This is a genomic window from Neobacillus rhizosphaerae (genome assembly GCF_937468385.1).
Classification (GTDB): domain Bacteria; phylum Bacillota; class Bacilli; order Bacillales; family Cytobacillaceae; genus Neobacillus; species Neobacillus rhizosphaerae.
Genome location: NZ_CALBWS010000021.1, coordinates 42,636 through 66,656 on the forward strand (window position 1 = coordinate 42,636; position 24,021 = coordinate 66,656).

Here is a 24,021-nt window from a genome sequence, read left to right on the forward strand (position 1 = left end):
CACTTACCGAATTATGGTAATGTTAAAATAGTGAATTTATTTTAGGAGTGAGAGGGTTATGGGGATAATTTACGGCTTAGTAGGTTTAGTTGGTCTATTTCTTATTATTGTATATGCCGTTAGTTTTGGCATTGATAATTCTAAGCAAGTTAAGCTTTTAAGGTCTGAACTAAAAGAAATAAAAAAAGAACTAAAAATATTAGGGGAAAATCAGAAATAGATAATGTTCTTATTCAAGTAACGGGTGCTTGAGTTGAAGTTGAGTTGCGGCGGCAGCTCTTTTTTTGTTGATCAGCTAAAGGGTAGGTCAATGTAATAATGATACAATTAAACAAACAGTAGAAGGAAAGGAGTGAATCACGATAGAAGTAGGTCAATATTTAAACAATACTTTTCCAGGGCTTGTGTTGGCACCTAGTCTTTATCATCAATGGGATATAGGGATTCACTTTGAATTAGGATCTGGTATGTATCAATTCAAAGATGATGGAAGCCTTAACCTTGAAATGTTTGAACGTGTATATAATCAGGCATTGTCTATTTTTAAAGAACTTTTTTCAAATTCGGATGAAATTTTTCTTGTGACCAATGTTTATCGGCACAAGTCTGATGAAGTTAGGAAAAAGCGAATAAAGGTTTATGATCGCTATATAAAAAATAAAGATCTAAAATTTCATTTAAGGCAAGAATCCTTGCCATATGTATTTGATGATGAAGATGCTGATGATTATTATACCTCTCGATTTTCACTAAAGTGCCACAAACAAGACTTTAAATACTCATTACTCATTAAGGCAGCGTGCAATGAGGACTTTCCTTTGAAACCTAAGCTAGGTGGTAGTGGGTGCGGTTCAGACTATCCAGATGTGTTTTTCATTAATCTTACCAAAAATGTGATTTTTTTCATTTATGATGATAGAGGATGTGAAGTCATCGCAACTAATAAAGAAACAATATATCCTTTATATATAAAATACGGCGATTTGATTGATGAATACTCACGAGAAGAGATTGATCAACGTTTTAAATAAGGATGTAATTTTGTAACCCACTTCTCACACCCTTTGTTCTAAGAAATTTTTATACACTTCTTGTTTCACTAGCAGGTGTAAGAATTTAAGATCAGGCTGCCATCTTTGGTAGCTTCTTCTTGTGCTAACGAGCAGGTTACTTGAAGAAGGATTAACGCACTTTTTGTAGAACTATTGACCTAACGAAATAAGTTTTTATTGAAAAATTTCGGAAATAAGGTGAAGTTTATAGAATTAAATTTCTACATAAGGGGGGATTTAGTGTATATCTTTTTATTCATAGTTTTAACAATGGTTTTTGGTTATATTCTATTGTGGGTACATCCGTTATTTGCGGCATTATTAGCCTTCATTATTGTCGTCGGATTTTTGTTGAGAGGCTTATATTTACTTAACGAAATAAAAAATAAACTTTCAAATATTGATACAAAGAAATAAAAGAAATTGGATTATATAACAATGCTAAACGGCTTGGAAAATTCCTCGTCGCTTTTAGTGAAATAATTCTGTGAATTTAAGTGTAAAAAATTATGCGATTAATGGTGGTTTCATTTGAGATTTCTCATTCTAGGACCTAAAAGTAAAATCGTTCATAATTAGAAGGGAGTTTTTATTATATAGATATTTGTAAAAAATTGTACTTAAACTATAGGGTGCTTTAATTAAAAAAGGAGAAATACAATTATGAAAATACATTGTTGTGAGGATATGGCTTATCATGCAAATTTCAAGTGCGATATCCATGAAAAGCCTTTTGAATGTCCCGACAAACTCATCATATTCGATGAAAAGGTTAAGGACTATGGATTAATAATTCATGATGGCGGTACTTCAAGTATCAGAATAGATTTTTGTCCGTGGTGTGGTACGAAGCTATAAATTTTGGATACATTCTTCTTTCACTAACTGGTGCAATAGTTAAAGAATCGGAGCTGTCAATTTGGCAGCTTTTCCTGTTCCACTAACTGGCAGTATAGTTGAAGAAGAACTTATGCTAAATTTATATAAAAGGTAATAAAAATACATAGAATAGGCGGAAATAGAATGAATTTACCAACCTTTAAATACAATCTTGACCCAATTAAATTAGGAGTAATAATTGAAGAAGAAACAATATGTCCAGTTTGTAAAAAAGAACGTGATTTTGTTTATGATGGACCATTTTATTCATTGGAGGAAGTTGAAGGAATCTGTCCTTGGTGTATTGCAGATGGTTCGGCAGCACAAAAATATGAAGGTGATTTTCAAGATTCATATTCATGTGATGAAGTTGATAAAGAAGAATATTTAGATGAATTAATCTATAGAACTCCAGGCTATACTAGTTGGCAACAAGGGTATTGGTTAAGTCATTGTGGAGATTTCTGTTCTATTATTGGTTATGTTGGATGGGAAGAAATAAAGCATTTAGAAAATGAATTAGAGAGTGATATTAAAAGAATTTGTGACGATTATAATCTTACAAATGAAGATTTTAAAAATTTTTTAGTAAATGATGGAGATTTTCAAGGTTATTTATTTCAATGTAATTGCTGTAAAAAACATCGTCTTCATGTGGATGCGTCATAATCTTTATAAAAGTAGTTAATACAACTAAACGCATGCAATAGTTGAAGATCAAGCTGCCATTTAGGCGGCATTCTTATTCAAGTAACGGGCAGGTTCAAGAAGGATTGTGTAGATAATTTGTAGAACTCTTTAAAATAAACCAATTATAGGGGATAAAAAGTGAAAGTAAAAATACTGAAATGTGTAAAGCAAGTAGCAGACGGATTTATAGTGGGTTTTTACTCTCAATACGGTACAGCGGAAGGCAAATGGGTTGGCACTGAACCAAATTTGAATGGTGAATATTATATAGAAATTGATATTCCTGGTATTTGTGAATGGGGGACACAGGTTATACCCATTAATGAAAAAATAAGCCAGATTAAAAGTTATCAAAATCGGATTTATTTATCTGGGAAACTGGAGTCCGTTGATGAAGGGTTTGCTGTGCTTAGAATTGGAGATAGTATTGTTGCTTTTGAATTAATTGGCGAAGAATATACAACTGGTACGTATGTAAGAGTTGAAACAGACATAATTACTCTTTATGATATTAATCTTTAGTGTTTCTTCTTAAGCTAACGGGTGCAAGAGTTTAATTAGGGCCTAATTTTAAGATTTCAAAACTAATAAGATATTAAAAAACGATTAAAATACCCGCACATTTTAAGAGCGGGTATTTTCTAATAAAATGCTTTAATTAGATTTCTCAATTGATTTTTGGTGGTCAAAACAATATATTTTACCTTTAAATTTTGTGTTTGATAAACAATACATTTTCACTTTTTCAGACACAGATGTATTACAAATCACACAAGTGGATTTTTTACTTTTACTATCTGAAGGATTACTTTTTAATAAATGAATATGTTGCTCTCTAATTTTTGGATTAGTTACGTTCAAATTTTTAAAGCAATTATGAAGGAATATAATTTCTTTATCACTTAATAAAGGGTCTTGGTGCGCCATTTTTATTCGAGAAATTTTCCTGTGAATAAAATCTGTCAACTCTAAGTCATATACAATAAGTTCATTTGAGTCAATTTTGCGGTAATCTAAATCCAATTTAAAAGTGCAACGCTTTGTGAAAGATACCATTGAGATAAATAAACTATGGTATTTTACATCAATTAAAGATTTTAATGCTTGAATATGTCCGTAATTTTGAACAAATGGGTTCATCATTTTAAATTTCCCATTAATCAACCATGACTTATGTTCTTTTGAACCATATATGGTTCCTTGATAATTCTTAGTTTCAATAACGAAAATACCATATGGAGTAATGATCAGATGATCTATTTGAGAGTATCCTGACTGTGATTTTTGGTTTTTGATCATTATATCGCTTAAATATAGAAAGTCTTTAGGTAATTGGGCCAATTGAATATTAATTTTATACTCTCCTAATTCTCCTTTTCTTGTGGCAATTTGATCATTTGTCTTTTTGGGAATCGGTGAGGCGGGTTTAACTTCATGATTTTTGGCTATGTCCTTTTTCTTCGAAAAAATACTTAAGAAAGATAACATGATTTTCTCCTTTTACATATGTATATAATAATTGTATCTTTCGTATGGGAGTTTGACTATAACGTGTTTTTAACTTTGAATTAGTATAATTAGTAATGGCCCCGAGTTGAAAATTAGCAGCTAAACTATCCGGCTTTTTCTTATTAAACTAAAGGGAGTTTAGTTAAATAAGAAGTGCTACAATAGTAGTAAAAAATCGGGGGATTTTGTATGGCTGATATAGAAGCAAAAATAACATTTCATACCACTGAAGAAGGTGGAAGAACGACTCCTGTTTTTTCTGGTTATCGTCCAGCACATTAGTGAACAATGATTATTTAACCACTGGGATACATCAATACTATGATAGAGAAAAGGTCGAGTTAGGTGAGACAGTTTTAGGGACAATCACATTTATCACTCCAGAGGCGTACCCAGAATGTTTATGGGTTGGAAAAAGGATATCTATACAAGAAGCATCCCATATTGTTGGTTATGCGGAGATAACTAAAATATTTAATGAAACACTATTAAAGAACATGTGAAAATCTTATCCATCTATCGGGTGCAAGAGTTAAAGATCAGCTGCCATTTTCGGCGGCTTTTCTTATTGAAGTAACTGGCAGGATAGTTTAACAAAAATATATTTGATTAGTAAAAATAGAGGAGGTATAGGTTGAAGAGAAGAACAAAAAAGAGATGGCTATACTTTTTAATCGGTATGACTTTATTAATTTATTTTTTTTATTTTCAAAACAATTCAATTGTAACAAGTGAATATAGCATTCGATCAGACAAGCTCCCACAAAATTTTAATGGATATAAAATTGTACAATTATCTGACTTGCACAGTAAGTCTTTTAGGAATAACCAAAGTAACTTAGTTAAAAGAGTGAAAAAGGAAAAACCAGATTTGATTGTATTTACAGGTGATTTAATAGATTCAGAAAAATATGATGAGAAACCTAGTTTAATTTTGATGGGAAAATTGGTTCAAGTTGCTCCAGTTTATTACGTGACAGGAAATCATGAATGGTGGTCTGGGAAATTCAATTCATTAGAGGATAAATTAAAAAACATCGGTGTACAAGTGATGAGAAACTCAGCAGAGGAAATTACCAATGGAACTGACAAAATTCAAATTATAGGAATTGATGACCCAGCAAATGTAAAAGAATCTTATGCAGAAAAAGCCACAACGGAAGAAAACATCATTAATTCATTAGAAGGACTCGAAGAAGAAGATAATTTTCAAATTCTATTATCACATAGACCTGAAATGTTTTCTCTTTATAGTGAATATGAATTTGATGTTGTTTTTTCAGGTCACGCACACGGCGGACAATTTAGAATTCCTTTCATTGGTGGTTTAATTGCTCCAGACCAAGGATTATTTCCAAAGTATACTTCTGGTAAATACAATTCATTGAACACTACAATGATTGTAAATAGAGGACTTGGAAATAGTATTATTCCTTTAAGGATTTTTAATCGTCCAGAAATTGTTTTAGTGACATTAAACTATGTTAAATAAATATGAAGCTTGTGAGTGATTACACTTAAACTGTTGCGATGCCTCAATAAAGAAGGATCGTTTTTTTCTTATTCAAGTAACGAAGCGGTTTAGTTGAACTAGGAAATGGTAAAATGTGCTATTATTTTATATGGGAAATTGATAAATAAAGTAGGTGTTTTCCAAGAGGAAATTTATTCAATAACTAATTTTGACGAATTAAAAAACCTATATTTTCACGATGATGAACTTCAAAATATAGTGGTTAATTATATGAATAAAGAAATACGATTTCACTTAGTACAAACAGGAACCCAGGATACAAAACAAAAGGAAATTGGATTGGTCTTTACAGGGGGATACGATTTACACATTCCAATGGTGGAACCGTGGGGAAGTGGCTTTTATGTTAATTCAATTGAATTTAATAAACACTCAGATAAACAGATAAGAACTAAAATACTGTTGAACTCTGGAGACGAGATAACTTGTATAGCTGAAACAATAAAAACAGAGTAATCTTATTCAGCTCTAACAGATCAGGTCAGTTGAAATAGGGTTAATAAAATATATTTAATTATTTTTCGACAGATTCTACAAGTGTTTTTTATGAAAATTATGATATACATTTAGTGATAGAAATATACAGCTCAGCCTTAGAGCCTTTGAGGAAATTGTAATTTTGGAGGCATTGACATTAATACTAAGGAAGGCGAAATAATGGAAAAATACAGGAAATCTAAAACAACTGGAATGATTTTAGGGGCAATAATGATAATAGCTACCTTTGGGTACGGACTTCTATATTTATTAGGTACATCTTTAGGGAAAGCTCTTGGTTCCGAAATGAATACAACAGACAGTGATCGGCTTACTTTAATAATTTTATTGAGCATAGGCTTATTGGGTATAATAACAGGAGCCGGTTCTTATGGAATCAAATTTAAAGGATGGAGATATGTATATATTGGGTTTTGTGTGTTAATTGGTGTCGCACTTCTATTCACCTTTTTTATTTCAAGAAGAGCCTTGGGTACTACTAATGAATTTCTGATTTTATGTATAAGCACCTTGTATTTTTTATTAGGTTATTTAGTAAAAAAGGAGAAATGAAATTCAAAAAGTATTCTTTCCTGCCTTTATAGCGGCTACTAAAATCATAATGTTTAAGGAAAATAAATCTATTTATTTCTACAACTAACGGATGCTAGAGTTTAACAAAAGGGCTGCGGCGGCAGGTTTTTCTTATCGAGTTAAAGGTCAGGTTAATGGAAGAACCAATTCACCCAAAGGTTAAAGAATTTAAAATGGAGAATAGAGTAGAGGAAAAGGGGGATTCAATTTGAATGTGATTGCTGAAACGGAACGGCTGCTGTTGAGAGTTTTTGAAAAAACCGATGTGGAGAATGCAAAGGCATTTTGGGGAAATGAGGAAGTTATGGAACATTGCTTCGGCGCGATTCCTCACGAGCATCTAGATAAAGCGCTGGAAGCATATGCATCTTGCCACGGGACAAAAGGTCTCTCGGTTTATGCGGTTATAGAAAAGGAGTCGGGAAGGGTCGTTGGCGCAGCAGGATTTAATGTAAGAACAACACAGGAGACAGTTGAATTGATTTATCATTTTGCTAAATCCGCATGGGGGAAAGGCTACGCAACAGAGGCAGCAGGAGCATGTGTTGATTTTGCAAAAAAACATCCGATAATAATGAATATTTACGCATCAGCTGATCCGAAAAATGTGGGTTCACTGAAAATTTTAGAAAAAATCGGGTTTGAGTATAAAGGTATGAAATGGTTTGATGATACAAATCAGGAAGAGCCTTATTATGAAATGAATTTAAGTTGAAAAAGGGCTGTACCCAATTGAAATTAACAGGTTCTCTTTTGAGGTGCAAAAGTTAGAATAGCATATAAAAAACACACAAAAAAGCAGAGCGTTTCGAATATGAAGTTGCTCTACTTTTTGATTTTTTTAATACTCCTACATTTTTTCACTATTTCCAGTTTTTCTTATCATGTTAGGCAAATGCAAAACAAGCAAGAATCCCAACTGGATAAGAGAAATAATTGCATAAACAAATGAACTCAACCCCAAAATAACTAATAAACCGAGTCCATCCACAGTTGCCCCATACCAAAAAAAGGCTGATAATAGAACGATGAAATTTAAACAACCTGGGATTATAAATGAACCCCATATTTTTTTGGATCTCCTGTAGAAAAGAGGCTCTAAAATAAGACCCAATATTAATACAAGCACCATTGAGTAAACATAGATAAATCCTCTACTTCCAAAATCTCCTGTTTTAAACTCTTCAATCAATGTTTCATAATAAAGTTCAAAATACTCTTGCCCACCATTAAAAGCAATCCCTAAATTGAAATAAACGGAAGCGCCTATTGTCAATGCAAGAAATAAGGTAAAAACAAATTTTACATACTTCATAGAAATCACCATCCCTTCCCTAAAAGAGTAATTTTACACTATTATAATTCGCTGAAATTAGAAAAATTCCTTTTAGGAAACCTTAATTTCTTTTGAAATTTTAGTTGGTGGTGATTTATTGCATATAAATAATTTTTTAAGCCAATATGTGAATAAAACTGGATAAATTAACACAAGAAAAATCCCTACTTTTAATGAAAAAGAAAAGATTTTTTAAAAATTTTTATCGACTTAGAGATTTGAGCAATTAATAGGTCCTTTTCAAGAAAAGCTCTCGTTTATTGAAAAAGAAAATTATCAATTTTAAAAAAATAATTGATTATATTTTTATATCATAATAGCATTCGAAATGTAGTAAATATTAATGGAGAAAGGAAAAAGAACCTATGAATATTAAAGTCGAAACTCTTCCAAAATATCGCATTGCATATGTGCGGCAAGTTGGTCCATATGGTCCTGCTAACATTCAAGCAATGGAAAAGTTAAAGAAATGGGCTAAGGAGAAAAATCTTGTTAAATCGGCAATAATACTTGGAATTCCACAAGATAACCCTGAAACAACACTTCCTGATAACTGTAGATATGATGCTTGTATTGTGATTTCAAAGGATTATCAAATTGATAATTCAATTTGCGAAAGTGAATTTTCTGGTGGAAAATATGTTATTTGCAAAGTCAAACATACAGCGGAAGATATTCAAAAAGCTTGGGCTGAAATTTTTTCAGCTATACACAACAGTGGATATCAAATTGACAACAAACCGATTTTAGAAAGATACACGAGTGATATGATTAACAACGATTATTGCGAAATATGTGTACCTGTAAAACCGTTATAGTTTGATTAGTACGTATTTACAATGTCCATCACCAGAAAATTAAACATAGAAAAAGAAGAACCAGTGGCTTATCAATAACGATAACTTCTTGTTCTTCTTTCAATTAGTCTGCCTTGTTAGCTTAACAACAACGGTTCTTCCTTAGCTTCGCTCGTTTACCTAAAGATGCTTTGATTGAAATCGAAGCGTTTGCTATGATTTAATCATAATTATTGAAAAGAGAACGTCAGAGTGATATTCTCTTTTCTTATTAGGCCAGTCTTAAACAGAGAATACAGGAGGAGAAGTAATATGAATTTAGCACAATTCCCTAGACAGCGATATACACCAACATATACTCCCATTGAGAAATTACATCATTTTTCTGAAGTTCTTGGGGGCCCTTCCATTTATATTAAACGAGATGATTTACTTGGGCTGACGGCTGGTGGAAATAAAACAAGAAAACTAGAGTTCCTTGTTGCAGATGCATTAGACAAAGGAGCGGATACGTTAATTACATGTGGAGGCATTCAATCAAATCATTGCCGCTTAACACTGGCGGCTGCCGTTAAAGAGAAAATGAAGTGTATTCTTGTATTAGAAGAAGGTCTAACAAATTCTGAGCCGGATTTTAATGGTAACTATTTTCTGTATCATTTACTGGGTGCTGAAAAAGTCAAGATCGTGCCTAATGGGACGGACTTGATGAAGGAAATGCAGAAAGTAGCTAAAGAAGTAACGGATGAGGGAAATAAACCTTATATCATTCCGGTCGGGGGATCAAATGTCATTGGCGCAACGGGATATGCTGCATGCGCTCAAGAGATTTTGGCACAGTCCTTTGATCAAGGAGTCAATATAAATGCGGTCGTTTGTGTAAGCGGCAGCGGGGGAATGCATGCAGGATTGGTTACAGGCTTTTATGGAAATCAAAGCAAAATACCGGTAATCGGAATAAACGTAAGCAGAGGAAAAGCAGAACAAGAAGAGAAAGTTTTTCAGCTTGTTAAAGAAACATCTGCACACATTGGCATTCCAAATTCAATCCCACGTGAGGCTGTTAGGTGTTTTGATGAGTATGTCGGACCAGGCTACGCTTTACCTACGCCTGAAATGGTGGAAGCTGTCAAGCTCATGGCAAGAACAGAAGGGATTTTGCTGGATCCAGTATATACAGGTAAAGCAGCAGCGGGACTCATTGATTTAATCCAAAAAGTCACCTTTAAGCCGGACGATAACATCCTATTCGTGCACTCTGGCGGAGCCTCATCGTTATACGCCAATACTTCGCTCTTTAATGAAGCATAGTTATAATATAGTAATTGTGTGACTCGTAAAAACAAAAAGAAAAATGGGCAAGGTAATACCCTCTCTTATGTAGGGGAGAAAGGGTTCTGATGCAAGCGTTCGTTACACATAGTCTGGTTTTTAAACGACTTTATTGTTACTGACTATAAATAAAATGTGCACAGGCCTTTAAGAATTAAACAACTATTTTGAACACCGTTCGAATTATTCGGACGGTGTTATCAGTATTTATAAAAGAAAAATTAAATGACTTTATTGTCACTCGTTGGCGAACAAAGGATATGGGGACTAATTATATTAGTTATTGGGATGCATACTGGTTTTATCATTTCAAATTGGACGGAAATAATTGAATGGCTGGAAATTAAAGTTGAAAGTAGAGAAATAAAAAATAAAGTGTAATAATTCTTAAAGGGATACACGTTCCAGGCGAGGTACTAAGTAATACAATAAAGGTCTATGGTTATATAAAGGATGGTACTTTTATCGATTCTATTTAACACATCTTACTCAACTAACGGAGGCGTTGATCCAAGAAGAATTAACACTTTTTTTCTAGAACTTATTGAGCTAACGGGCAGGAGAGTTGAAGAAGGTTATAGGAGGTAATAAATTATGACTCTTGAAAAGGGTATTTATATTGTAACTGGGATAATGGCTTCTGGAAAATCCACAATTGCACAAATGTTATCAGAACAATTTGAGAAGGGTGTTCACGTGCGTGGAGATATTTTTCGAAAAATGATAGTAAAAGGGAATATTGATATGACCCCTGGTTATTCTCAAAGTGCGGTAGAGCAATTGGTACTCCGATATAAAATGACGGCAAAAGTGGCGGAAATGTATTACAAAGCAGGGTTCTCTGTTGTTGTGCAAGATACTTATTTGGGAAAAGAGGTGGCTTCTTTTCTTGAAGCATTTGAATCAAAGCCAGTTTACTTTATTACACTAAATCCAAATGTTGAAGCAATTATTGAAAGAGAGAAAAAGCGGAATAAGTCAGGCTATACAACTTGGGAGGTTGAACCTCTTTATAAAGTATTAATAAATGAAAATCCTAGAATAGGACTTTGGGTAGATTCCTCGGATATGACTCCTGAAGAAACGATATCAGAGATTATTAAACGTGTAAAATCTGAAGCACGCATTATATAAATGTTTAGTAAATTTATGATTATAATAATTTCCTTGTTCAACAAACGGGGGCTTTGCTTTAATAAGGGGTAAGGCTCTTTTTCTTATTCAAGTAACGGGCAGTTTAGTTAAATAAGGAATTATATTAAATGAATACTTTTACTATATAAAACCATAGCGCATTTAATTTATTGATTTGACATTATGGATAAAGCATATTATTATCAAATAGTTAAAAGGTCTTAACTATTAAAAGTGATTAAATATTAATACGTTTTAAGTTAATGGTAGGAGTGATGAATGAACGATGAATTATGATGGAGATATAAATTTTAAAAAGCTTGAAGAATTATCCCTTCTTTTGCATCGGAAATTTACTATGGCTTATACTATGCCACCAGAAGCCAAAGAAACTAGGATGTCTTATTCCCAATACTTAATTCTTGAGCTACTTAGAAAAGGAGGTACCAAAAGTAGTTCTGAGTTAGCTCAATTCTTTAAAATTACAATGCCAGCTATTACAAACTTATCAAAAAAACTAGTGGATGCAGGATATATAGAACGTATTTACTCAGAATCAGATCGACGCCTAGTTTTATTTCAAATAACTAAAAAGGGGATAAATTTCTTAAATTTGATGGATCAGACGGGAAAAAACTTTATTAAAACTCTATGGGGAAATTTATCTCCAGAGGAAGTAAAACAATTGAACGTCATATTTCAAAAAGCATTAGGATTAGATGATTGTTTCAATGTAGATGACTAGAGCATGACTCAATATATATGCATTGAATATGTAGAAGGTGATAAAATGACAAAAGGATTCAAAATTGAACATCCAAATATTCCAAGAAGTTTAGAAAAAGCAAATTTTCAAGATATCTTTTATGAAGAAGAACCATATTTATCGAACTGTATGATTACAAACGCAATAATTGATAACGAGGAAATTGATAGGGTAGTTTTATCCAAAGTTATTTTTAAAAATGTAACATTCATAAATGTTTCTTTTAAGAAGATTGATATGACTGATGTGATTTTTGAAAACTGTGATCTGTCCAATGCCAGCTTAAGTGAAGGTATAATACATAGAGTCACTTTTAAAGACTGTAAATTATTGGGCGTTGATTTTTCAGAAGGAAATTTGGGAAACGTTTCTTTTGAAAATTGTATTGCAAATTTAAGTAATTTTACAGAGGCTCGTTTAAAACAAGTGATATATGATAGTTCATCGTTACAGAGTGCTAACTATTACGATTGTAAACTTAGCAAGGTGGAATTTTATCAAAGTGATATTAATGATGTTGATTTTACTCAAACTTCACTAAAAGGTATAGATATTAGCACATGTACATTTGACAGACTTAATGTGGCTTTTGAGAGTTTAGCTGGATGTGAAGTTTCCCCTGAACAAGCAATTGGATTTGCAACGTTGTTAGGGTTAAAAATTAAACAATAAATCTTTACTCAACTAACGCATGCAAGAGTTTAAGATCCAGCTGCCATTTTTGGCGGCTTTCTTCCTGTGCTAACGTGGCAGTTTAGTTTAACAATATGAGTAATAACATTTCCTAATACCTAATATGATGGATTAGTATGATTATTTTTAATAAAGGGGTTGTGTAAATGATTTTGAAACCAGGCGAAACTGCACCTGTATCAGGTAAGTATGTTGAAGTAGGTCAGGGAGGCGGCAAGGTTAAAAGAGCTCAGCAAATTTATGTGAATCAGGGAGAGATTTTACCAATGCTAAGTCCTTATTCCATAAAAATCGAACATAAAGGTTCAAGTGAAGTAAGAAATAGACAGCACTTTTGGAAACTCGTACAATAGTGATATAAAATTGCGATTGGTAGTTTAAGCATCCATCAACTTGGATGCCTTTTATTTTTTTCATCATTCCTTAATAAATAGGCTACCTTTCCTTGATTGTAGCTGGTTTTTCTTCAAATAAAGGGGAGTTGAAGAATATTACCGAAGAAAAAGCACCCTTTTTACAAAGGATGCCTGCACTTAGATATTTCGTTTGGTTTTAACCTTCTGCTTTTGAAATCAATGGTCTGCCAACTTGGGGAATGAAAATTACTAAACTTAATAGTCATTAAATCATAAGGCGGATTAAGGGCACCCTCAAATGTCGTTACCTGTACGGTGACATCAAAGTAGTAGCTGCCTTGTTCCAGCTTCTTGATTTGGAGAATTTGTTGGCAATAATACTGCTTCGGTTTGCCGAAATGTTTCTCGATTTCTTTGTCAATTAAGGGAAATAACAAATTCAGGATTAGTTCATCACGTAACTGTACATCATTTTTAGTTATCGTTTCTGCTTTCACGGGTGAATAACAGAAAAGAGTGAAGCAGGCAAATAATATTAAAAAGCTTTTTTTCATAAAAATCCTCCACTTAATGTTTCTCTTATGATGAACAATTAAAGAAATTCTTATTAAGTTAACGGGTGCGATTCTTCAATAAGAGCAGTCGCTTTTCTTGTTCCGCCAATAAACCTTATTTCTGAGGTCTACGGCTTAAAATTCAATAATCCCAAGAATTTACTTGTATCGCCTTGAAATGTTAAGAAATATGGTTGGTTCTCGTTGTCAAAAACCATTAAATATGGGTGTTCTTGACCAGGAAATATAATCATTACTTCATCTACAAAGTCATTGAACCATTGATTTTTAACCATAACATTAGGTTCTAAAGGGATTTTTATTACAAACCCATTATTAGGATAAGGATTCAATTTCACGTAAACCCCTGTTATTCCTTCAAGGAATTTCTCTACTTCTTGTTGTATATCAGAGTTTTTTTGAACATTTTTTATGACTTTACCTTTACTTATATCGATAATTTGTATTTGTTGATTAGTTTGAGCCATAGCACTGGTTGTAATTAATTTAAAAATACAAATACAAATACTTATTAATATCTTTTTAATCACTTTAACCACCTCAAAGGTATTTTCCCCCAATAATTAAGGTGGTATTAAAATGCTTATTTTATAAATGTTAATTTTGAGTTTGTGAATAATTGTACTTAAACAAACGGGTAGCTATTGTTAAAAAGGGATAGCGGTTACTGGGGAGGTGATCAAAGGTATGACGTTTTATAATAATATAAAACAAAAATTAGAAAGTTTCCAAAACGATATAGATACAATGAATATGGAAGATTTTTATATTATTAAATACGACAATAGTGAAAAACTTATATTGGCAGGTAGCTTTGATTTTAGTTATTATCATAATTTAGAAATTATTTTTACCAATGTTTCCTTTATTTTATTGCCTGGTTCAGTATTTAAAATCAATAAGATTCGGTTGGCTAAAAATGATGAAACAAAAAAGCTTCAAGAGTTTTCTCACGGATATAATGAAGGTTTTACCTTTTGCCTTGAAGATACTTACTATAACAACAAATTCTATATTTCAGCTAATGGCTTCGAATATAAAGTTCAAACAGTATATTATTATAAGAGAGAGAATTTGAAAGAAAATGAAAAAATTGCGGACAGGGTAAAATGAGAAAAGTTTTTCCTTATACAACAAACGGGGTGCGATGCTTCAATAAAGAAGGATCGTTTTTTTCTTATTCAAGTAACGTGGCAGGATTATACAATTAGAACGTTTGGTTCATACATAGGGGGAGGATTGAATAATTTGAGATGGTTTCTTGCTATTCTATTTATTTTGCTCGGAGCTTTTTTATTTTTATTAACCATTGATGATATAGGAAATTTAGGTCATATAATTATGAAAATAATAGGATTTGGATGTTTTTTTTGCTGGTTTTATTGTCAAAGGCAAGAAAGAACAAAACAAACAATCATCTTAAAGGAAATGGTACTTTACTTTAACAGGAGTAAGGCCTTTTTCTTATTCAAGTAGCGGGATAGTGCAATAAGGCAGGAATTTTGTAGGGAGTTGTCAAAATATATTTTTATACGATATTAGATAGGGTGATTGAAACATGTTAAAGGCTATAAACTTGAAGAAATTTGTTTTCGAAACTTTAGTTTTACTTATCATTTTTATTGCATATGAATACCAAAAGCCAATATTGACAACTGGGGAAGCCACAGATAATGCATTGTTGTGTTTGGCCTTTCCTCCAGAAAGATTGGGAATAAAAGCCGTTGATATTATTTATTATGACATTACACTGGAGAAATTGTCTATTGATAAAAAGAGTGGTTTTTTTAATAAATTCACTAATCAACGTGAGTTGAGTGTAACACTGAAAACTAAAAATGGAGAAGAACCAACCGTTAGGATAAATGCGTATAACGGAAGATGCCTTGAGGTGACTAATCCAATAAACTAACAGGATGTCCTGCTGCTTATTGTGCTAACGTGGCAGTTTAGTTGAACAATCGTCATTAGCTTTTATTCAACAAACGGGCCATTTAATGGAGTAAGGCTCTCAAACAAAACTGGATATTTATGTTAGAATTGAGGTGGGTTGTGAAGAAATGTACTTCAACTAAAGGGAGTTTAGTTGAACAAGAAATACGACTTGATATTTACTATATTTAATAAAAGTGTATTTAAGGAGAAGTAAAAATTAATGTATCAATACGAAAAACACCGACCTGCTATAGTCGGTGTTTTGTTTACAGCGCCAAGGGGGATCGAACCCCTAACCTCATCGCTGCTTGCAATTTGCTCTCCCGCTTTTGGGGAATTTCACTGTCCTGAACCATCTGCAAGGGTTTCAACGTCCTTTGCAGATGGTTCTTTTTTCAGTAAGAAAGTAAAGTAAGGCTAAAAGCGGCATAACAACTCCAATTAGAGATGTGAAACTCCAGCCGCCATGGGCATAAGACCAACCGCCCAAAGAAGAGCCAATTGCTCCGCCAATGAAGAATATAGACATAAAAAGCCCGTTCAGTCGGCCTCTTGCTTCACTCCCCAATGAATAAATCGCACGCTGTCCAAGCACAAGATTTCCCGATACGGCCGCATCCAGCATAATAGCGACAAGAATGAGCAGTGCGAGAGCCGTTGTTGAATTGCCTTGAAAAAGATATGCCAGCAAAAAAGACAAGGTGGCAATAACCATTGCCAGTCCGGTCAAAAATCCGGTCCAGCCTTTATCCGCAAGTCTTCCAGCTATCGGTGCTGCTATCGCGCCTCCCACACCTGCCAACGCAAACAATGCGATGCCTTGCTGGGACATTCCGAAATCATCCGCCAATCGTAAAGGAACCACAGTCCAAAACAGGCTAAAGGCTCCAAATAAACAAGCTTGATAAATGGCACGGCGGCGCAATATAGGCGTTTGTTTTAAGAGGGCGCCTAAAGAGACAATTAATTTAACGTAGTTTATCGTAGGTGAAGGTCTACGCTCAGGGAGAATACGTGACAACAGAACCGTCAATAGAGCGATAACAATCGCCGACAATGCAAATACTGTTTGCCACCCCCAAATACTGGTTATAAAGCTTGCCACCGGTCTGGCAAACATAATTCCGAGTAAGAGTCCACTCATCACGTTTCCGACCACGTGGCCGCGCTGCTCTTCAGACGCTAAATGGGCGGCATAGGGAACCAGTATTTGGGCTACCACAGATCCCAGTCCAATAAACAGGGACGCAGTCAGGAAAAATAGCGCATTGGGGGCGAATGTTGCCCCAAGCAATGCACATACCACAACAATTAGTGATACTGCCACGAGGCGCCGATTTTCAATAATGTCACTAAGCGGTACGATAAACAGCAGCCCTGCAACATAACCGATTTGTGTTAAGGTGACAATTAATCCTGCTGCTGCGGAAGAAAGCCCTGTAGAGACACTGATAGGTCCTACCAGGGTTTGTGCATAATAAAGATTGGCAACAATAAGACCGCATGCAGACGCTAACAGAAACATAATCCAGCTTGAAATGCGTTTACCCTCGATAAATTGATTCGTTTGCATTGTAATCCTCCCCATTTTCATTTTTTTTGTGTGTAGCAGGGCTAGCAATATTCAGTACTGCCATCACAAATTAAATAATGAACGTATAGTTTAGTAATTCATATTTAAATGATATACTGAACGTACAGTTTTGTAAATAGTTTATTTTTTTATTTTCGTTGAATATTTAGTATAATGACCGTATAGTTTTTATTGTAAAGGGGAGGATTCGTGTGAATGCCAAAAGAGGACGTCCACGTAATGTTGAAACGCAAAAGTCTATCCTTTCTGCTTCATATGAATTGTTGCTGGAAAATGGCTTTGGATCGGTAACTGTAGAGAAAATTGCTGAGCGGGCCGGGGTTAGTAAAGCCACCATTTATAAATGGTGGACCAACAAAGCAGCCGTTGTTATGGACGGCTTTCTATCTGCTGCTGCGGCAAGACTGCCGGTGCCAGACACGGGTTTAGTATTTAATGACATACTAATCCATGCCACTAGTTTAGCTCGGTTTTTGACCAGTCGAGAGGGTAAAATCATTAAGGAGCTGATTGGTGAAGGGCAATTTGATTCAGGGCTGGCGGAGGCATACCGGACCAGATACTTCCATCCTCGCCGGCTTGAGGCTAAGCATCTTATGGAACGGGGGGTTCAGCGTGGGGAATTGAGGGAAAATCTCGATCTCGATTTAAGCATTGACCTCATTTACGGGCCAATTTTCTATAGATTGCTAGTGATAGGTGAAAATTTGGATGATGTTTATGTTGAAAATTTAGTGAAATATTCATTTACAGGAATTAATTCGGATTGAATAGATACCCTAATCTTACGAGGAGTGTTCCTTTGCTTTACTGACGAGGCGAATTCAAGGAAGCAGATCGCTAAGGTAGATTTCGATGCAGTGTTCCGGCCGTCCGCGATGCGCTCTCCTGTCGCTTTTAAATAAAGTCACGGTGTTCATAAAAAGGCTATGTTAAATTCTAATGTTGATATTTGACCATAAGAAAACCGCCTTGGTGAAAAGGCGGTTTATTAAGCTTTCGTTCCCCATTAGTGGAATGAGCAGTATAAATTATTAAAACTTACGTTTATGATAGGGGATACCATCGCCATCTTCACAATAGGATTTGAGACTATAAAGGAAAATAGCCCAGTTGTAGTTACAGGAGCGATAAAATGGCGTTACTTCTTTCCAGCTAGTGCAAGAGTTGTGGAGGTAACATACGATGTCTCATCCATATAAGCAATTTGAAAATACTCCAGTATGAAACATCATTAAAAAGGCAATTGAAGAACGGTTGAAAACGATGATATAGAAGAAAAAACTCAAAGAGAATACATTGTAGGGTATATATGCAAATTGCTAAATGAATCAAAAATGCAAAGAGATTAAATATCCTTATGAAGCTACCATGAAAATAAGTTTCTCCAAGAATAGAAAAATGACAATACTAAAGAAGACCCTGCTCAATCGTAAAAAAAAAGGAGAGCGTTAATTAATATGCCTATGGATTAGGGGTGACTGGATTAAGGTCAGTATCAGTATTGACACTTCCTAACCATTTTCATTCTCTGTGGTGCAGCACTGATTTTGTGCTGCATGGATGGCTAACGGGTGCAAAAGTTGCAGATAAAGCTGTCATTTTGGCAGCTTTTCTTATTGCACTTAAGGGGCAGCTTAGCTTAAAAATCTCATTATGTAACGAATTACAATAAAAGATAGATGAAAAAACGCCTCAAGAGGAGCATTAATATGAACCCCATTAAAGCAGAAATTATAGAACAATTAGATGGACTTCCTGATTACCTTTATTCATTAAAAGAGCATTCTATAAAGTATCTAAAATATTCTTCTTGCATTGACTTGAACAATACCATTCAGATAGCTCACGAACCCTGGAATGGTGTTTATAGTTTTGCAATCCGTCTATTTGCTTCAGCAAAAAAAAGTTGGATAAGCAACTACCAGAAGAAATATGGACTTGTTATTCCTAAATTCTACAAAGATTTTTTAAGTATTATCAATGGATGTAGTTTCTATGGACTAGACCTTTTTGGTATATCGCCCTCTATGCAAAATGAGAGTATATTAAATCGTACAGACCCTGAACCACTTGATTTATCTACAGCTAATATATATTGGAAAATTAATTACAAAAATACTCAAGAATTCTTTCAGTTTGGCGGAAGACAATATAGTGATGACGAAAATATCGGATATTTTGTTGAAGGTAAAAATAAAATTCATGCTATTAAAAAGGACGGCGAAATACTTTTTAGTTGGGATACCTTTTCAGATTTCTTGAACGACGAATTGAAAATTTCTGAGTCAATTATGAATGAAGAAATTCCTGATAATTGGTGGAGTTAATAGTTTTCTTAGATAAAAAGAAGTGATTGTAAAATGCAGCAATCGCTTTTTATTTTTACGCTAACGGTCAGGTTAGTTAAACAAGGTATTTTAATTATTAAAGGAGAAATATATATACATTAGGGGATAATTAGGAGGGGGAAAAGTGGGATATATCTCTGAAATACGAAAGTTTATTGGTAGTAGACCAATTATAAGTGTCGGGGCAACGATACTTGTGGTAAATGAGAAAAGGGAAATTCTTTTTCAACATCGATCAGATACATTAGATTGGGGTTTACCTGGTGGCTCAATGGAACTTAGTGAAACTCTAGATGAAGTTGCTTCTCGTGAATTAAAAGAAGAAACTGGACTTGTAGCGGATCGGTTTGAGTTAATAGGTGTTTTCTCAGGTCCACGATATTATTTCCGTTATCCAAATGGGGATGAAACATATAGTGTAATAAACCTATATCGTGCGATAGACGTAAGTGGAAAATTAGAAATGAATGATGGGGAGAGTATAAATCTTGAGTATTTCAGTAAAGATAATCTTCCAGATAACATCGAAAAAAGAGCAAAAGCACTAATAGAAAGCTTAGGAGATAAGTTGTGGAACTTACATAATTCATTCGTAGATAATTCTTAAACTGGTGCAAGAGTCTAAGATCCAGCTTCCATTATGGTGGCTTTTTTCTTATTGTGTTAACGGTCAGGTTAGCAAAAATAAATAATTCAAAATAATTTTGGTTTTTTGTAAATTGGATCAAATTGGAATATGCTAAAATAGTAATTGAAGAAAGTTTGATATAGGTACCAGCTCTTTTGAAGTAGCGATGCCACATCGCAGCGTGTTCATTCTATTACTTATTTCTTGAGGGAGGAGTAAATATGAACGGACCTATTATTTTCATTGGATTATTTATTGTTCTAGGAATTATCTTTTCAAATGGGAAAGGCTCATTCTTGATTGCGGGCTATAACACAATGAATAAAAAAGAAAAAGAAAAATATGATACAGTTTCATTGTGTAAGTTTATGGGTAAAGCGATGTTTTCAATAGCATTCAGTATGGCATTTTGGGTACTTAGTGATGCATTTAAAATCAAGTGGTTGTTCTACGTTGGTCTCGTTTTATTTTTATGCATAATAGTATTTATCATTATTTACACTAGTACGGGGAATAGATTTAAAAAATAGTATGGATCCTGAGTTTTTAAGGGCTGTAGTTTCTAAAAATCTGTTAATCATCGAAGTAAATGTGAAGAATTTCACTTAAAGTAACGGGTTGCAAGAGTTGAAGAACGGGGATTGCTACGGCGATCCTTTTTTTTTGAGCGCTCTAACCGAACAGTTTAGTGAAAAAAAGGAATTTCTAATTACCTCACGAATACTTTCTACTATTCAATTTTTGTGGCAAAAAAGGAGGAATAGCTTATGAAAAAGTCCAGTATTATTTTCTTTGAAAGAAAATTCCCAAGTGCAAACATGATCCTTATTAAGGATCAGCTCCCGATCCTTATTGATACTGGTTTTGGGAGTGATGCGAAAGATACAGAGCAATTAATTAAAGAAGTAGGCGTTTCACCAGAAGAATTACACCTTATTGTGAACACGCACTATCATAGTGACCATGTAGGAGGAAATTTTCATCTTCAAAAAAATTATGGTGTTACGATTGCTGCTCATAAATGGGAAGCCGATTTAATTAATTCTTGTGACCCTGAAGCCTGTAGTGCAGAATGGTTAGATCAGCCTGTAGAACCTTATCGAGTCGATACAAAGCTCTCAGATAACGATGAGATTAATACAGGAAGTAGAACCTTGAAAGTCTTGTACACACCGGGGCATACGTTAGGGCATATTTCTTTATATGAACCTGAAGAAGAGATATTAATTTGCGGGGATCTCTTTCATAAAAATGATATCGGATGGTTAAATATCTTTCGAGAGGGTGTTACATCTATCCAACGATCTATAGAAAGTTTGAAGCGGTTGTCCATGCTCCGGATCGGGCAGGCATATTCAGGACATGGACCTCGAATGGAGAATCCTCTGGCTGCCATTGATGCAGCAAGGGAACGGTTTGAAAAGTGGCTCAGGATGCCAGAAAAAGTTTCATGGCATGCCTGCAAAAGGATTTTTTCATTCACATTAATCATTAAAAACGGATTAGCAAAAGAAGAAATCGATAACTACCTACTAAAGTGTGGTTGGTTTCAAGATTTTGCACGCTACTCTTTCCAGCTTCAGCCAGATGAATTTATTCAAATCCTCCTCGATGAAATGATTCGTTCCGGAGCAGCAAGCTGGTACAATAATCATTTAATCGCCGCCACCCCATACCAAGCACCACAAAAGAAATGGATGAATAAGAACATAAAGCCGAAAGATTGGAAACCTCAAGATCTTCTCACATAATACAGTATAAAACCTTCAGGGGGAGATTTATATGTCATTAAAAGTAGGAGATATTATTTCGTTTGAACGGACTTTTTCAGTAAGGGATGTTGAATTATTTACAGAGATTTCAGGTGATGAAGGGATTCATCATATATCCCCAGATGAACAGGGAAGACTTGTAATTCAAGGGTTATTAACGGCAACTCTACCAACAAAAGTAGGTGGAGATAATAACGTACTGGCTCGTACTATGAATTTTGAGTTTTTAAGACCTGTGTTTACGGGAGATACAATAATTTGTGAAGTTAAAATTGAAAAATACGAAAGGCAAGAAAATAATAGAACAGCTATTTTTGCATCCTTTTTATGTGAAAATCAGAATGAAAAAGAAGTATTGAAAGGGAATTTTTCAGGTGTAATACTTTAGCTGTCACGATTGGCGGCTTTTGAACATATTAAATTTGGAAGGTATCAAAAAATATCAAAGCTATTTCATTTTCTAAAATCATTTTAAAAGTTCAAGAGAAATCGGATTCACATTATTGCACATTCAATTGTTAGTGAAGATGACTATAAAGTTTATAAGTTATTCTTTAAAGTTAGAGTTGCATAGCAGAAAATAGAAAATAAGTTTTTATTGAAAGTGACATAAATTCACATAATGGGATGGTAATCTTGCAAACACTTTCGAAAAATGGTATTCTGAGGAAGAATTATTTTTGTTCGGTGTAAAGGATAGTATTAGTAGAACTTTTCGTCTTAATGATCACTGGTAGCAAGGATAGTAACATATTGTGTGCAAAAGCACACAGCAGGAGGAAACACACATGGAACAAGGTAAAGTAAAATGGTTTAACGCAGAAAAAGGTTTTGGATTCATCGAACGCGAAGCTGGAGACGATGTATTCGTTCACTTCTCAGCAATCCAAAGCGAAGGTTTCAAATCATTAGACGAAGGTCAAGCAGTTACTTTTGAAGTAGAGCAAGGTCAACGTGGACCCCAAGCTACTAACGTTCATAAAGCTTAATAACAATGTCTGATATAGACAGGCTCTATTTTAGAGTCTGTTTTTTTATGTATCTTAAAAACAAGGAACCCCACTCACGAATGAGTGGGGAACATGTGAACAGTAAATCAAATGGTAAATAAAGTGTAACACAAAAACACAAAATCTCCTAATTATCATAGGTTATAATGATTTCTGAATTGATTTAGTTAAGAGTGGCTGAAATGGTCACTTTTTTTTGTTGGATTTGTTAAAAGGTATCTTTTATTCTTGTTCCATTAACGAAGCAGGAGTTCAGTAGCCTTTTTAACATATTGAACGTCTTGTAAGTGTAGGGGGTTAAGGTATATGGGGTCAGACCCCAACTAAGCTAAAGTTTGTACCATAAACAGCACATAAATGCTCTGCATAGTAAGTTAAAGTCAACGTTATCATGCTTCCCTTTTATACTAAACTTCAATTAGATAAATTACCTTTGGCTGTTGCTTAAGCGTTACTCCTTCTGAAACAATACTGGCAAAGAAATAATTACGGAATGCCTTGAGTTATCCTGTGGATATAAAGATGGTGTGACAGTCAGAATATTATTCTTAGAGCAAGGTAATATTTATGGACCTTGAAAGGTATAACCATGTTGTGGGTTCGTTTAATAATACTTCTAAAATATGAATATAATTTGAATTATCTATTTTTCTTTTAATTGACAATTATCCTCTTTTGAAGAACTATTTTCTGATGGCACATGGTTTACCCCACACGTGTCCTTTTTGTTATTATCCGACTTGGGATCAATCCACTGTTGAAGCTTTGCACTTACTGACTGATTTAAGGGGCTTGTATAAACTGCTGTTCCAATACCCATAAATAAAATGATAAACATCATTAATATCATTACTTTTTTCATAAAAGAATGTTCACTCCTTATATTGTGCCATGTGTTGAAGTAGGTTCACCATATGATTCCTATTTTTTAACAATTATTCGGTTTATTTCCTTAAGCTCTTTCCCAGCTATTAAAAGACTACTTAATAAAATGGATGACATTTTTT

The 24,021-nt window shown here is 34.0% G+C and carries 30 protein-coding genes; 24 read left to right on the forward strand and 6 right to left on the reverse strand.

The window, feature by feature from the left end; all coding sequences use genetic code 11:
* Positions 1-58: 58 nt before the first annotated feature.
* The 5 genes from M5A78_RS15470 to M5A78_RS15485 all read left to right on the forward strand — a co-directional run bounded on the left by M5A78_RS15470 (position 59) and on the right by M5A78_RS15485 (position 3,143).
* Positions 59-220, forward strand: coding sequence for a hypothetical protein (locus M5A78_RS15470; RefSeq protein ID WP_248736174.1), 162 nt, complete (start codon positions 59-61; stop codon positions 218-220).
* A 142-nt stretch (positions 221-362) separates the two neighbouring features.
* Positions 363-1,031 (forward strand): DUF3885 domain-containing protein, encoded by a 669-nt coding sequence (locus M5A78_RS15475; RefSeq protein WP_248736230.1) that lies wholly within the window; start codon positions 363-365, stop codon positions 1,029-1,031.
* A gap of 684 nt (positions 1,032-1,715) precedes the next feature.
* Positions 1,716-1,910 carry a DUF6980 family protein gene (locus M5A78_RS24980; RefSeq protein WP_406603707.1) on the forward strand — a complete coding sequence of 65 codons (195 nt, stop codon included), beginning with the start codon at positions 1,716-1,718 and terminating at the stop codon, positions 1,908-1,910.
* Between the two features lie 165 nt (positions 1,911-2,075).
* A complete protein-coding gene (locus M5A78_RS15480; RefSeq protein ID WP_248736175.1) occupies positions 2,076-2,600 on the forward strand; it encodes a CbrC family protein in 525 nt (174 codons plus the stop codon).
* 159 nt (positions 2,601-2,759) lie between these two features.
* Positions 2,760-3,143 (forward strand): hypothetical protein, encoded by a 384-nt coding sequence (locus tag M5A78_RS15485; RefSeq protein WP_248736176.1) that lies wholly within the window; start codon positions 2,760-2,762, stop codon positions 3,141-3,143.
* Between the two features lie 132 nt (positions 3,144-3,275).
* On the opposite strand, the gene M5A78_RS15490 is transcribed toward M5A78_RS15485, so the two are convergent.
* Complete coding sequence (locus M5A78_RS15490) at positions 3,276-4,109, reverse strand: nuclease-related domain-containing protein (protein WP_248736177.1); 834 nt, start codon at positions 4,107-4,109, stop codon at positions 3,276-3,278.
* Positions 4,110-4,809: 700 nt separating this feature from the next.
* Between M5A78_RS15490 and M5A78_RS15495 the strand changes: the two genes are divergently transcribed.
* The 4 genes from M5A78_RS15495 (at position 4,810) to M5A78_RS15510 (ending at position 7,450) form a co-directional block, all read left to right on the forward strand.
* Positions 4,810-5,622 carry a metallophosphoesterase gene (locus M5A78_RS15495; RefSeq protein WP_406603712.1) on the forward strand — a complete coding sequence of 271 codons (813 nt, stop codon included), beginning with the start codon at positions 4,810-4,812 and terminating at the stop codon, positions 5,620-5,622.
* Positions 5,623-5,727: 105 nt separating this feature from the next.
* A complete protein-coding gene (locus M5A78_RS15500) occupies positions 5,728-6,120 on the forward strand; it encodes a hypothetical protein (protein WP_248736179.1) in 393 nt (130 codons plus the stop codon).
* Between the two features lie 201 nt (positions 6,121-6,321).
* Entirely contained in the window at positions 6,322-6,714 is a 393-nt protein-coding gene (locus M5A78_RS15505; RefSeq protein ID WP_248736180.1) for a hypothetical protein, read from the forward strand.
* Between the two features lie 235 nt (positions 6,715-6,949).
* The gene (locus M5A78_RS15510; RefSeq protein ID WP_248736231.1) at positions 6,950-7,450 is read left to right on the forward strand and encodes a GNAT family N-acetyltransferase; all 501 of its coding nucleotides are present in this window, start codon (positions 6,950-6,952) and stop codon (positions 7,448-7,450) included.
* A gap of 135 nt (positions 7,451-7,585) precedes the next feature.
* Here the strand turns inward: M5A78_RS15510 and M5A78_RS15515 are convergent, their stop codons facing one another.
* On the reverse strand, positions 7,586-8,050 hold the full coding sequence (locus M5A78_RS15515; RefSeq protein WP_248736181.1) for a hypothetical protein: 465 nt from the start codon (positions 8,048-8,050) through the stop codon (positions 7,586-7,588).
* Positions 8,051-8,436: 386 nt separating this feature from the next.
* Between M5A78_RS15515 and M5A78_RS15520 the strand changes: the two genes are divergently transcribed.
* The 6 genes from M5A78_RS15520 to M5A78_RS15545 all read left to right on the forward strand — a co-directional run bounded on the left by M5A78_RS15520 (position 8,437) and on the right by M5A78_RS15545 (position 13,146).
* Positions 8,437-8,889 carry an AraC family transcriptional regulator gene (locus M5A78_RS15520; RefSeq protein WP_248736182.1) on the forward strand — a complete coding sequence of 151 codons (453 nt, stop codon included), beginning with the start codon at positions 8,437-8,439 and terminating at the stop codon, positions 8,887-8,889.
* 291 nt (positions 8,890-9,180) lie between these two features.
* A complete protein-coding gene (locus tag M5A78_RS15525) occupies positions 9,181-10,179 on the forward strand; it encodes a D-cysteate sulfo-lyase (protein ID WP_248736183.1) in 999 nt (332 codons plus the stop codon).
* A gap of 615 nt (positions 10,180-10,794) precedes the next feature.
* A complete protein-coding gene (locus tag M5A78_RS15530) occupies positions 10,795-11,334 on the forward strand; it encodes an AAA family ATPase (RefSeq protein WP_248736184.1) in 540 nt (179 codons plus the stop codon).
* Positions 11,335-11,620: 286 nt separating this feature from the next.
* On the forward strand, positions 11,621-12,079 hold the full coding sequence (locus tag M5A78_RS15535) for a MarR family transcriptional regulator (RefSeq protein ID WP_248736185.1): 459 nt from the start codon (positions 11,621-11,623) through the stop codon (positions 12,077-12,079).
* 45 nt (positions 12,080-12,124) lie between these two features.
* The gene (locus M5A78_RS15540) at positions 12,125-12,772 is read left to right on the forward strand and encodes a pentapeptide repeat-containing protein (RefSeq protein ID WP_248736186.1); all 648 of its coding nucleotides are present in this window, start codon (positions 12,125-12,127) and stop codon (positions 12,770-12,772) included.
* Positions 12,773-12,939: 167 nt separating this feature from the next.
* Positions 12,940-13,146, forward strand: coding sequence for a YjzC family protein (locus M5A78_RS15545; protein ID WP_248736187.1), 207 nt, complete (start codon positions 12,940-12,942; stop codon positions 13,144-13,146).
* Between the two features lie 161 nt (positions 13,147-13,307).
* Here the strand turns inward: M5A78_RS15545 and M5A78_RS15550 are convergent, their stop codons facing one another.
* Together M5A78_RS15550 and M5A78_RS15555 are read right to left on the reverse strand one after the other, a co-directional pair.
* The gene (locus M5A78_RS15550; protein WP_248736188.1) at positions 13,308-13,703 is read right to left on the reverse strand and encodes a DUF3888 domain-containing protein; all 396 of its coding nucleotides are present in this window, start codon (positions 13,701-13,703) and stop codon (positions 13,308-13,310) included.
* 128 nt (positions 13,704-13,831) lie between these two features.
* Entirely contained in the window at positions 13,832-14,254 is a 423-nt protein-coding gene (locus M5A78_RS15555; protein WP_248736189.1) for a hypothetical protein, read from the reverse strand.
* A gap of 157 nt (positions 14,255-14,411) precedes the next feature.
* On the opposite strand from M5A78_RS15555, the gene M5A78_RS15560 reads away from it, so the two are divergent.
* Positions 14,412-14,837, forward strand: a complete 426-nt coding sequence (locus tag M5A78_RS15560) for a hypothetical protein (protein ID WP_248736190.1) — start codon at positions 14,412-14,414, stop codon at positions 14,835-14,837.
* Positions 14,838-15,282: 445 nt separating this feature from the next.
* Positions 15,283-15,636, forward strand: coding sequence for a hypothetical protein (locus M5A78_RS15565; protein ID WP_248736191.1), 354 nt, complete (start codon positions 15,283-15,285; stop codon positions 15,634-15,636).
* A gap of 390 nt (positions 15,637-16,026) precedes the next feature.
* Here the strand turns inward: M5A78_RS15565 and M5A78_RS15570 are convergent, their stop codons facing one another.
* On the reverse strand, positions 16,027-17,232 hold the full coding sequence (locus M5A78_RS15570; RefSeq protein ID WP_248736232.1) for an MFS transporter: 1,206 nt from the start codon (positions 17,230-17,232) through the stop codon (positions 16,027-16,029).
* Between the two features lie 212 nt (positions 17,233-17,444).
* Between M5A78_RS15570 and M5A78_RS15575 the strand changes: the two genes are divergently transcribed.
* From M5A78_RS15575 to M5A78_RS15605, 7 genes are all read left to right on the forward strand, one after another.
* The gene (locus tag M5A78_RS15575) at positions 17,445-18,023 is read left to right on the forward strand and encodes a TetR/AcrR family transcriptional regulator (RefSeq protein ID WP_248736192.1); all 579 of its coding nucleotides are present in this window, start codon (positions 17,445-17,447) and stop codon (positions 18,021-18,023) included.
* A gap of 942 nt (positions 18,024-18,965) precedes the next feature.
* Positions 18,966-19,583: an SMI1/KNR4 family protein gene (locus M5A78_RS15580; RefSeq protein WP_248736193.1), complete on the forward strand. Its 618-nt coding sequence runs from the start codon at positions 18,966-18,968 to the stop codon at positions 19,581-19,583.
* 145 nt (positions 19,584-19,728) lie between these two features.
* Positions 19,729-20,211, forward strand: a complete 483-nt coding sequence (locus M5A78_RS15585) for an NUDIX hydrolase (protein WP_248736194.1) — start codon at positions 19,729-19,731, stop codon at positions 20,209-20,211.
* 242 nt (positions 20,212-20,453) lie between these two features.
* Entirely contained in the window at positions 20,454-20,762 is a 309-nt protein-coding gene (locus M5A78_RS15590; RefSeq protein ID WP_248736195.1) for a DUF3784 domain-containing protein, read from the forward strand.
* Positions 20,763-20,999: 237 nt separating this feature from the next.
* Positions 21,000-21,983 (forward strand): MBL fold metallo-hydrolase, encoded by a 984-nt coding sequence (locus M5A78_RS15595; protein ID WP_248736196.1) that lies wholly within the window; start codon positions 21,000-21,002, stop codon positions 21,981-21,983.
* 31 nt (positions 21,984-22,014) lie between these two features.
* Positions 22,015-22,392 carry a hotdog domain-containing protein gene (locus tag M5A78_RS15600; RefSeq protein WP_248736197.1) on the forward strand — a complete coding sequence of 126 codons (378 nt, stop codon included), beginning with the start codon at positions 22,015-22,017 and terminating at the stop codon, positions 22,390-22,392.
* Between the two features lie 400 nt (positions 22,393-22,792).
* The gene (locus M5A78_RS15605) at positions 22,793-22,993 is read left to right on the forward strand and encodes a cold-shock protein (RefSeq protein WP_248736198.1); all 201 of its coding nucleotides are present in this window, start codon (positions 22,793-22,795) and stop codon (positions 22,991-22,993) included.
* Between the two features lie 664 nt (positions 22,994-23,657).
* Here M5A78_RS15605 and M5A78_RS15610 read toward each other — a convergent pair.
* On the reverse strand, positions 23,658-23,876 hold the full coding sequence (locus tag M5A78_RS15610; protein WP_248736199.1) for a hypothetical protein: 219 nt from the start codon (positions 23,874-23,876) through the stop codon (positions 23,658-23,660).
* Between the last annotated feature and the right edge of the window lie 145 nt (positions 23,877-24,021).

What these genes read in the sequence shown, in the direction of transcription:
- M5A78_RS15470 (WP_248736174.1), top strand. Translation starts at nt 59, where the DNA reads ATGGGGATAATTTACGGCTTAGTAGGTTTAGTTGGTCTATTTCTTATT.
- M5A78_RS24980 (WP_406603707.1), top strand. Translation starts at nt 1,716, where the DNA reads ATGAAAATACATTGTTGTGAGGATATGGCTTATCATGCAAATTTCAAG.
- M5A78_RS15480 (WP_248736175.1), top strand. Translation starts at nt 2,076, where the DNA reads ATGAATTTACCAACCTTTAAATACAATCTTGACCCAATTAAATTAGGA.
- M5A78_RS15490 (WP_248736177.1), bottom strand. Translation starts at nt 4,109, where the DNA reads ATGTTATCTTTCTTAAGTATTTTTTCGAAGAAAAAGGACATAGCCAAA.
- M5A78_RS15495 (WP_406603712.1), top strand. Translation starts at nt 4,810, where the DNA reads ATGACTTTATTAATTTATTTTTTTTATTTTCAAAACAATTCAATTGTA.
- M5A78_RS15500 (WP_248736179.1), top strand. Translation starts at nt 5,728, where the DNA reads ATGGTAAAATGTGCTATTATTTTATATGGGAAATTGATAAATAAAGTA.
- M5A78_RS15505 (WP_248736180.1), top strand. Translation starts at nt 6,322, where the DNA reads ATGGAAAAATACAGGAAATCTAAAACAACTGGAATGATTTTAGGGGCA.
- M5A78_RS15515 (WP_248736181.1), bottom strand. Translation starts at nt 8,050, where the DNA reads ATGAAGTATGTAAAATTTGTTTTTACCTTATTTCTTGCATTGACAATA.
- M5A78_RS15520 (WP_248736182.1), top strand. Translation starts at nt 8,437, where the DNA reads ATGAATATTAAAGTCGAAACTCTTCCAAAATATCGCATTGCATATGTG.
- M5A78_RS15525 (WP_248736183.1), top strand. Translation starts at nt 9,181, where the DNA reads ATGAATTTAGCACAATTCCCTAGACAGCGATATACACCAACATATACT.
- M5A78_RS15530 (WP_248736184.1), top strand. Translation starts at nt 10,795, where the DNA reads ATGACTCTTGAAAAGGGTATTTATATTGTAACTGGGATAATGGCTTCT.
- M5A78_RS15535 (WP_248736185.1), top strand. Translation starts at nt 11,621, where the DNA reads ATGAATTATGATGGAGATATAAATTTTAAAAAGCTTGAAGAATTATCC.
- M5A78_RS15540 (WP_248736186.1), top strand. Translation starts at nt 12,125, where the DNA reads ATGACAAAAGGATTCAAAATTGAACATCCAAATATTCCAAGAAGTTTA.
- M5A78_RS15545 (WP_248736187.1), top strand. Translation starts at nt 12,940, where the DNA reads ATGATTTTGAAACCAGGCGAAACTGCACCTGTATCAGGTAAGTATGTT.
- M5A78_RS15550 (WP_248736188.1), bottom strand. Translation starts at nt 13,703, where the DNA reads ATGAAAAAAAGCTTTTTAATATTATTTGCCTGCTTCACTCTTTTCTGT.
- M5A78_RS15560 (WP_248736190.1), top strand. Translation starts at nt 14,412, where the DNA reads ATGACGTTTTATAATAATATAAAACAAAAATTAGAAAGTTTCCAAAAC.
- M5A78_RS15565 (WP_248736191.1), top strand. Translation starts at nt 15,283, where the DNA reads ATGTTAAAGGCTATAAACTTGAAGAAATTTGTTTTCGAAACTTTAGTT.
- M5A78_RS15570 (WP_248736232.1), bottom strand. Translation starts at nt 17,232, where the DNA reads ATGCAAACGAATCAATTTATCGAGGGTAAACGCATTTCAAGCTGGATT.
- M5A78_RS15580 (WP_248736193.1), top strand. Translation starts at nt 18,966, where the DNA reads ATGAACCCCATTAAAGCAGAAATTATAGAACAATTAGATGGACTTCCT.
- M5A78_RS15590 (WP_248736195.1), top strand. Translation starts at nt 20,454, where the DNA reads ATGAACGGACCTATTATTTTCATTGGATTATTTATTGTTCTAGGAATT.
- M5A78_RS15595 (WP_248736196.1), top strand. Translation starts at nt 21,000, where the DNA reads ATGAAAAAGTCCAGTATTATTTTCTTTGAAAGAAAATTCCCAAGTGCA.
- M5A78_RS15600 (WP_248736197.1), top strand. Translation starts at nt 22,015, where the DNA reads ATGTCATTAAAAGTAGGAGATATTATTTCGTTTGAACGGACTTTTTCA.
- M5A78_RS15605 (WP_248736198.1), top strand. Translation starts at nt 22,793, where the DNA reads ATGGAACAAGGTAAAGTAAAATGGTTTAACGCAGAAAAAGGTTTTGGA.
- M5A78_RS15610 (WP_248736199.1), bottom strand. Translation starts at nt 23,876, where the DNA reads ATGAAAAAAGTAATGATATTAATGATGTTTATCATTTTATTTATGGGT.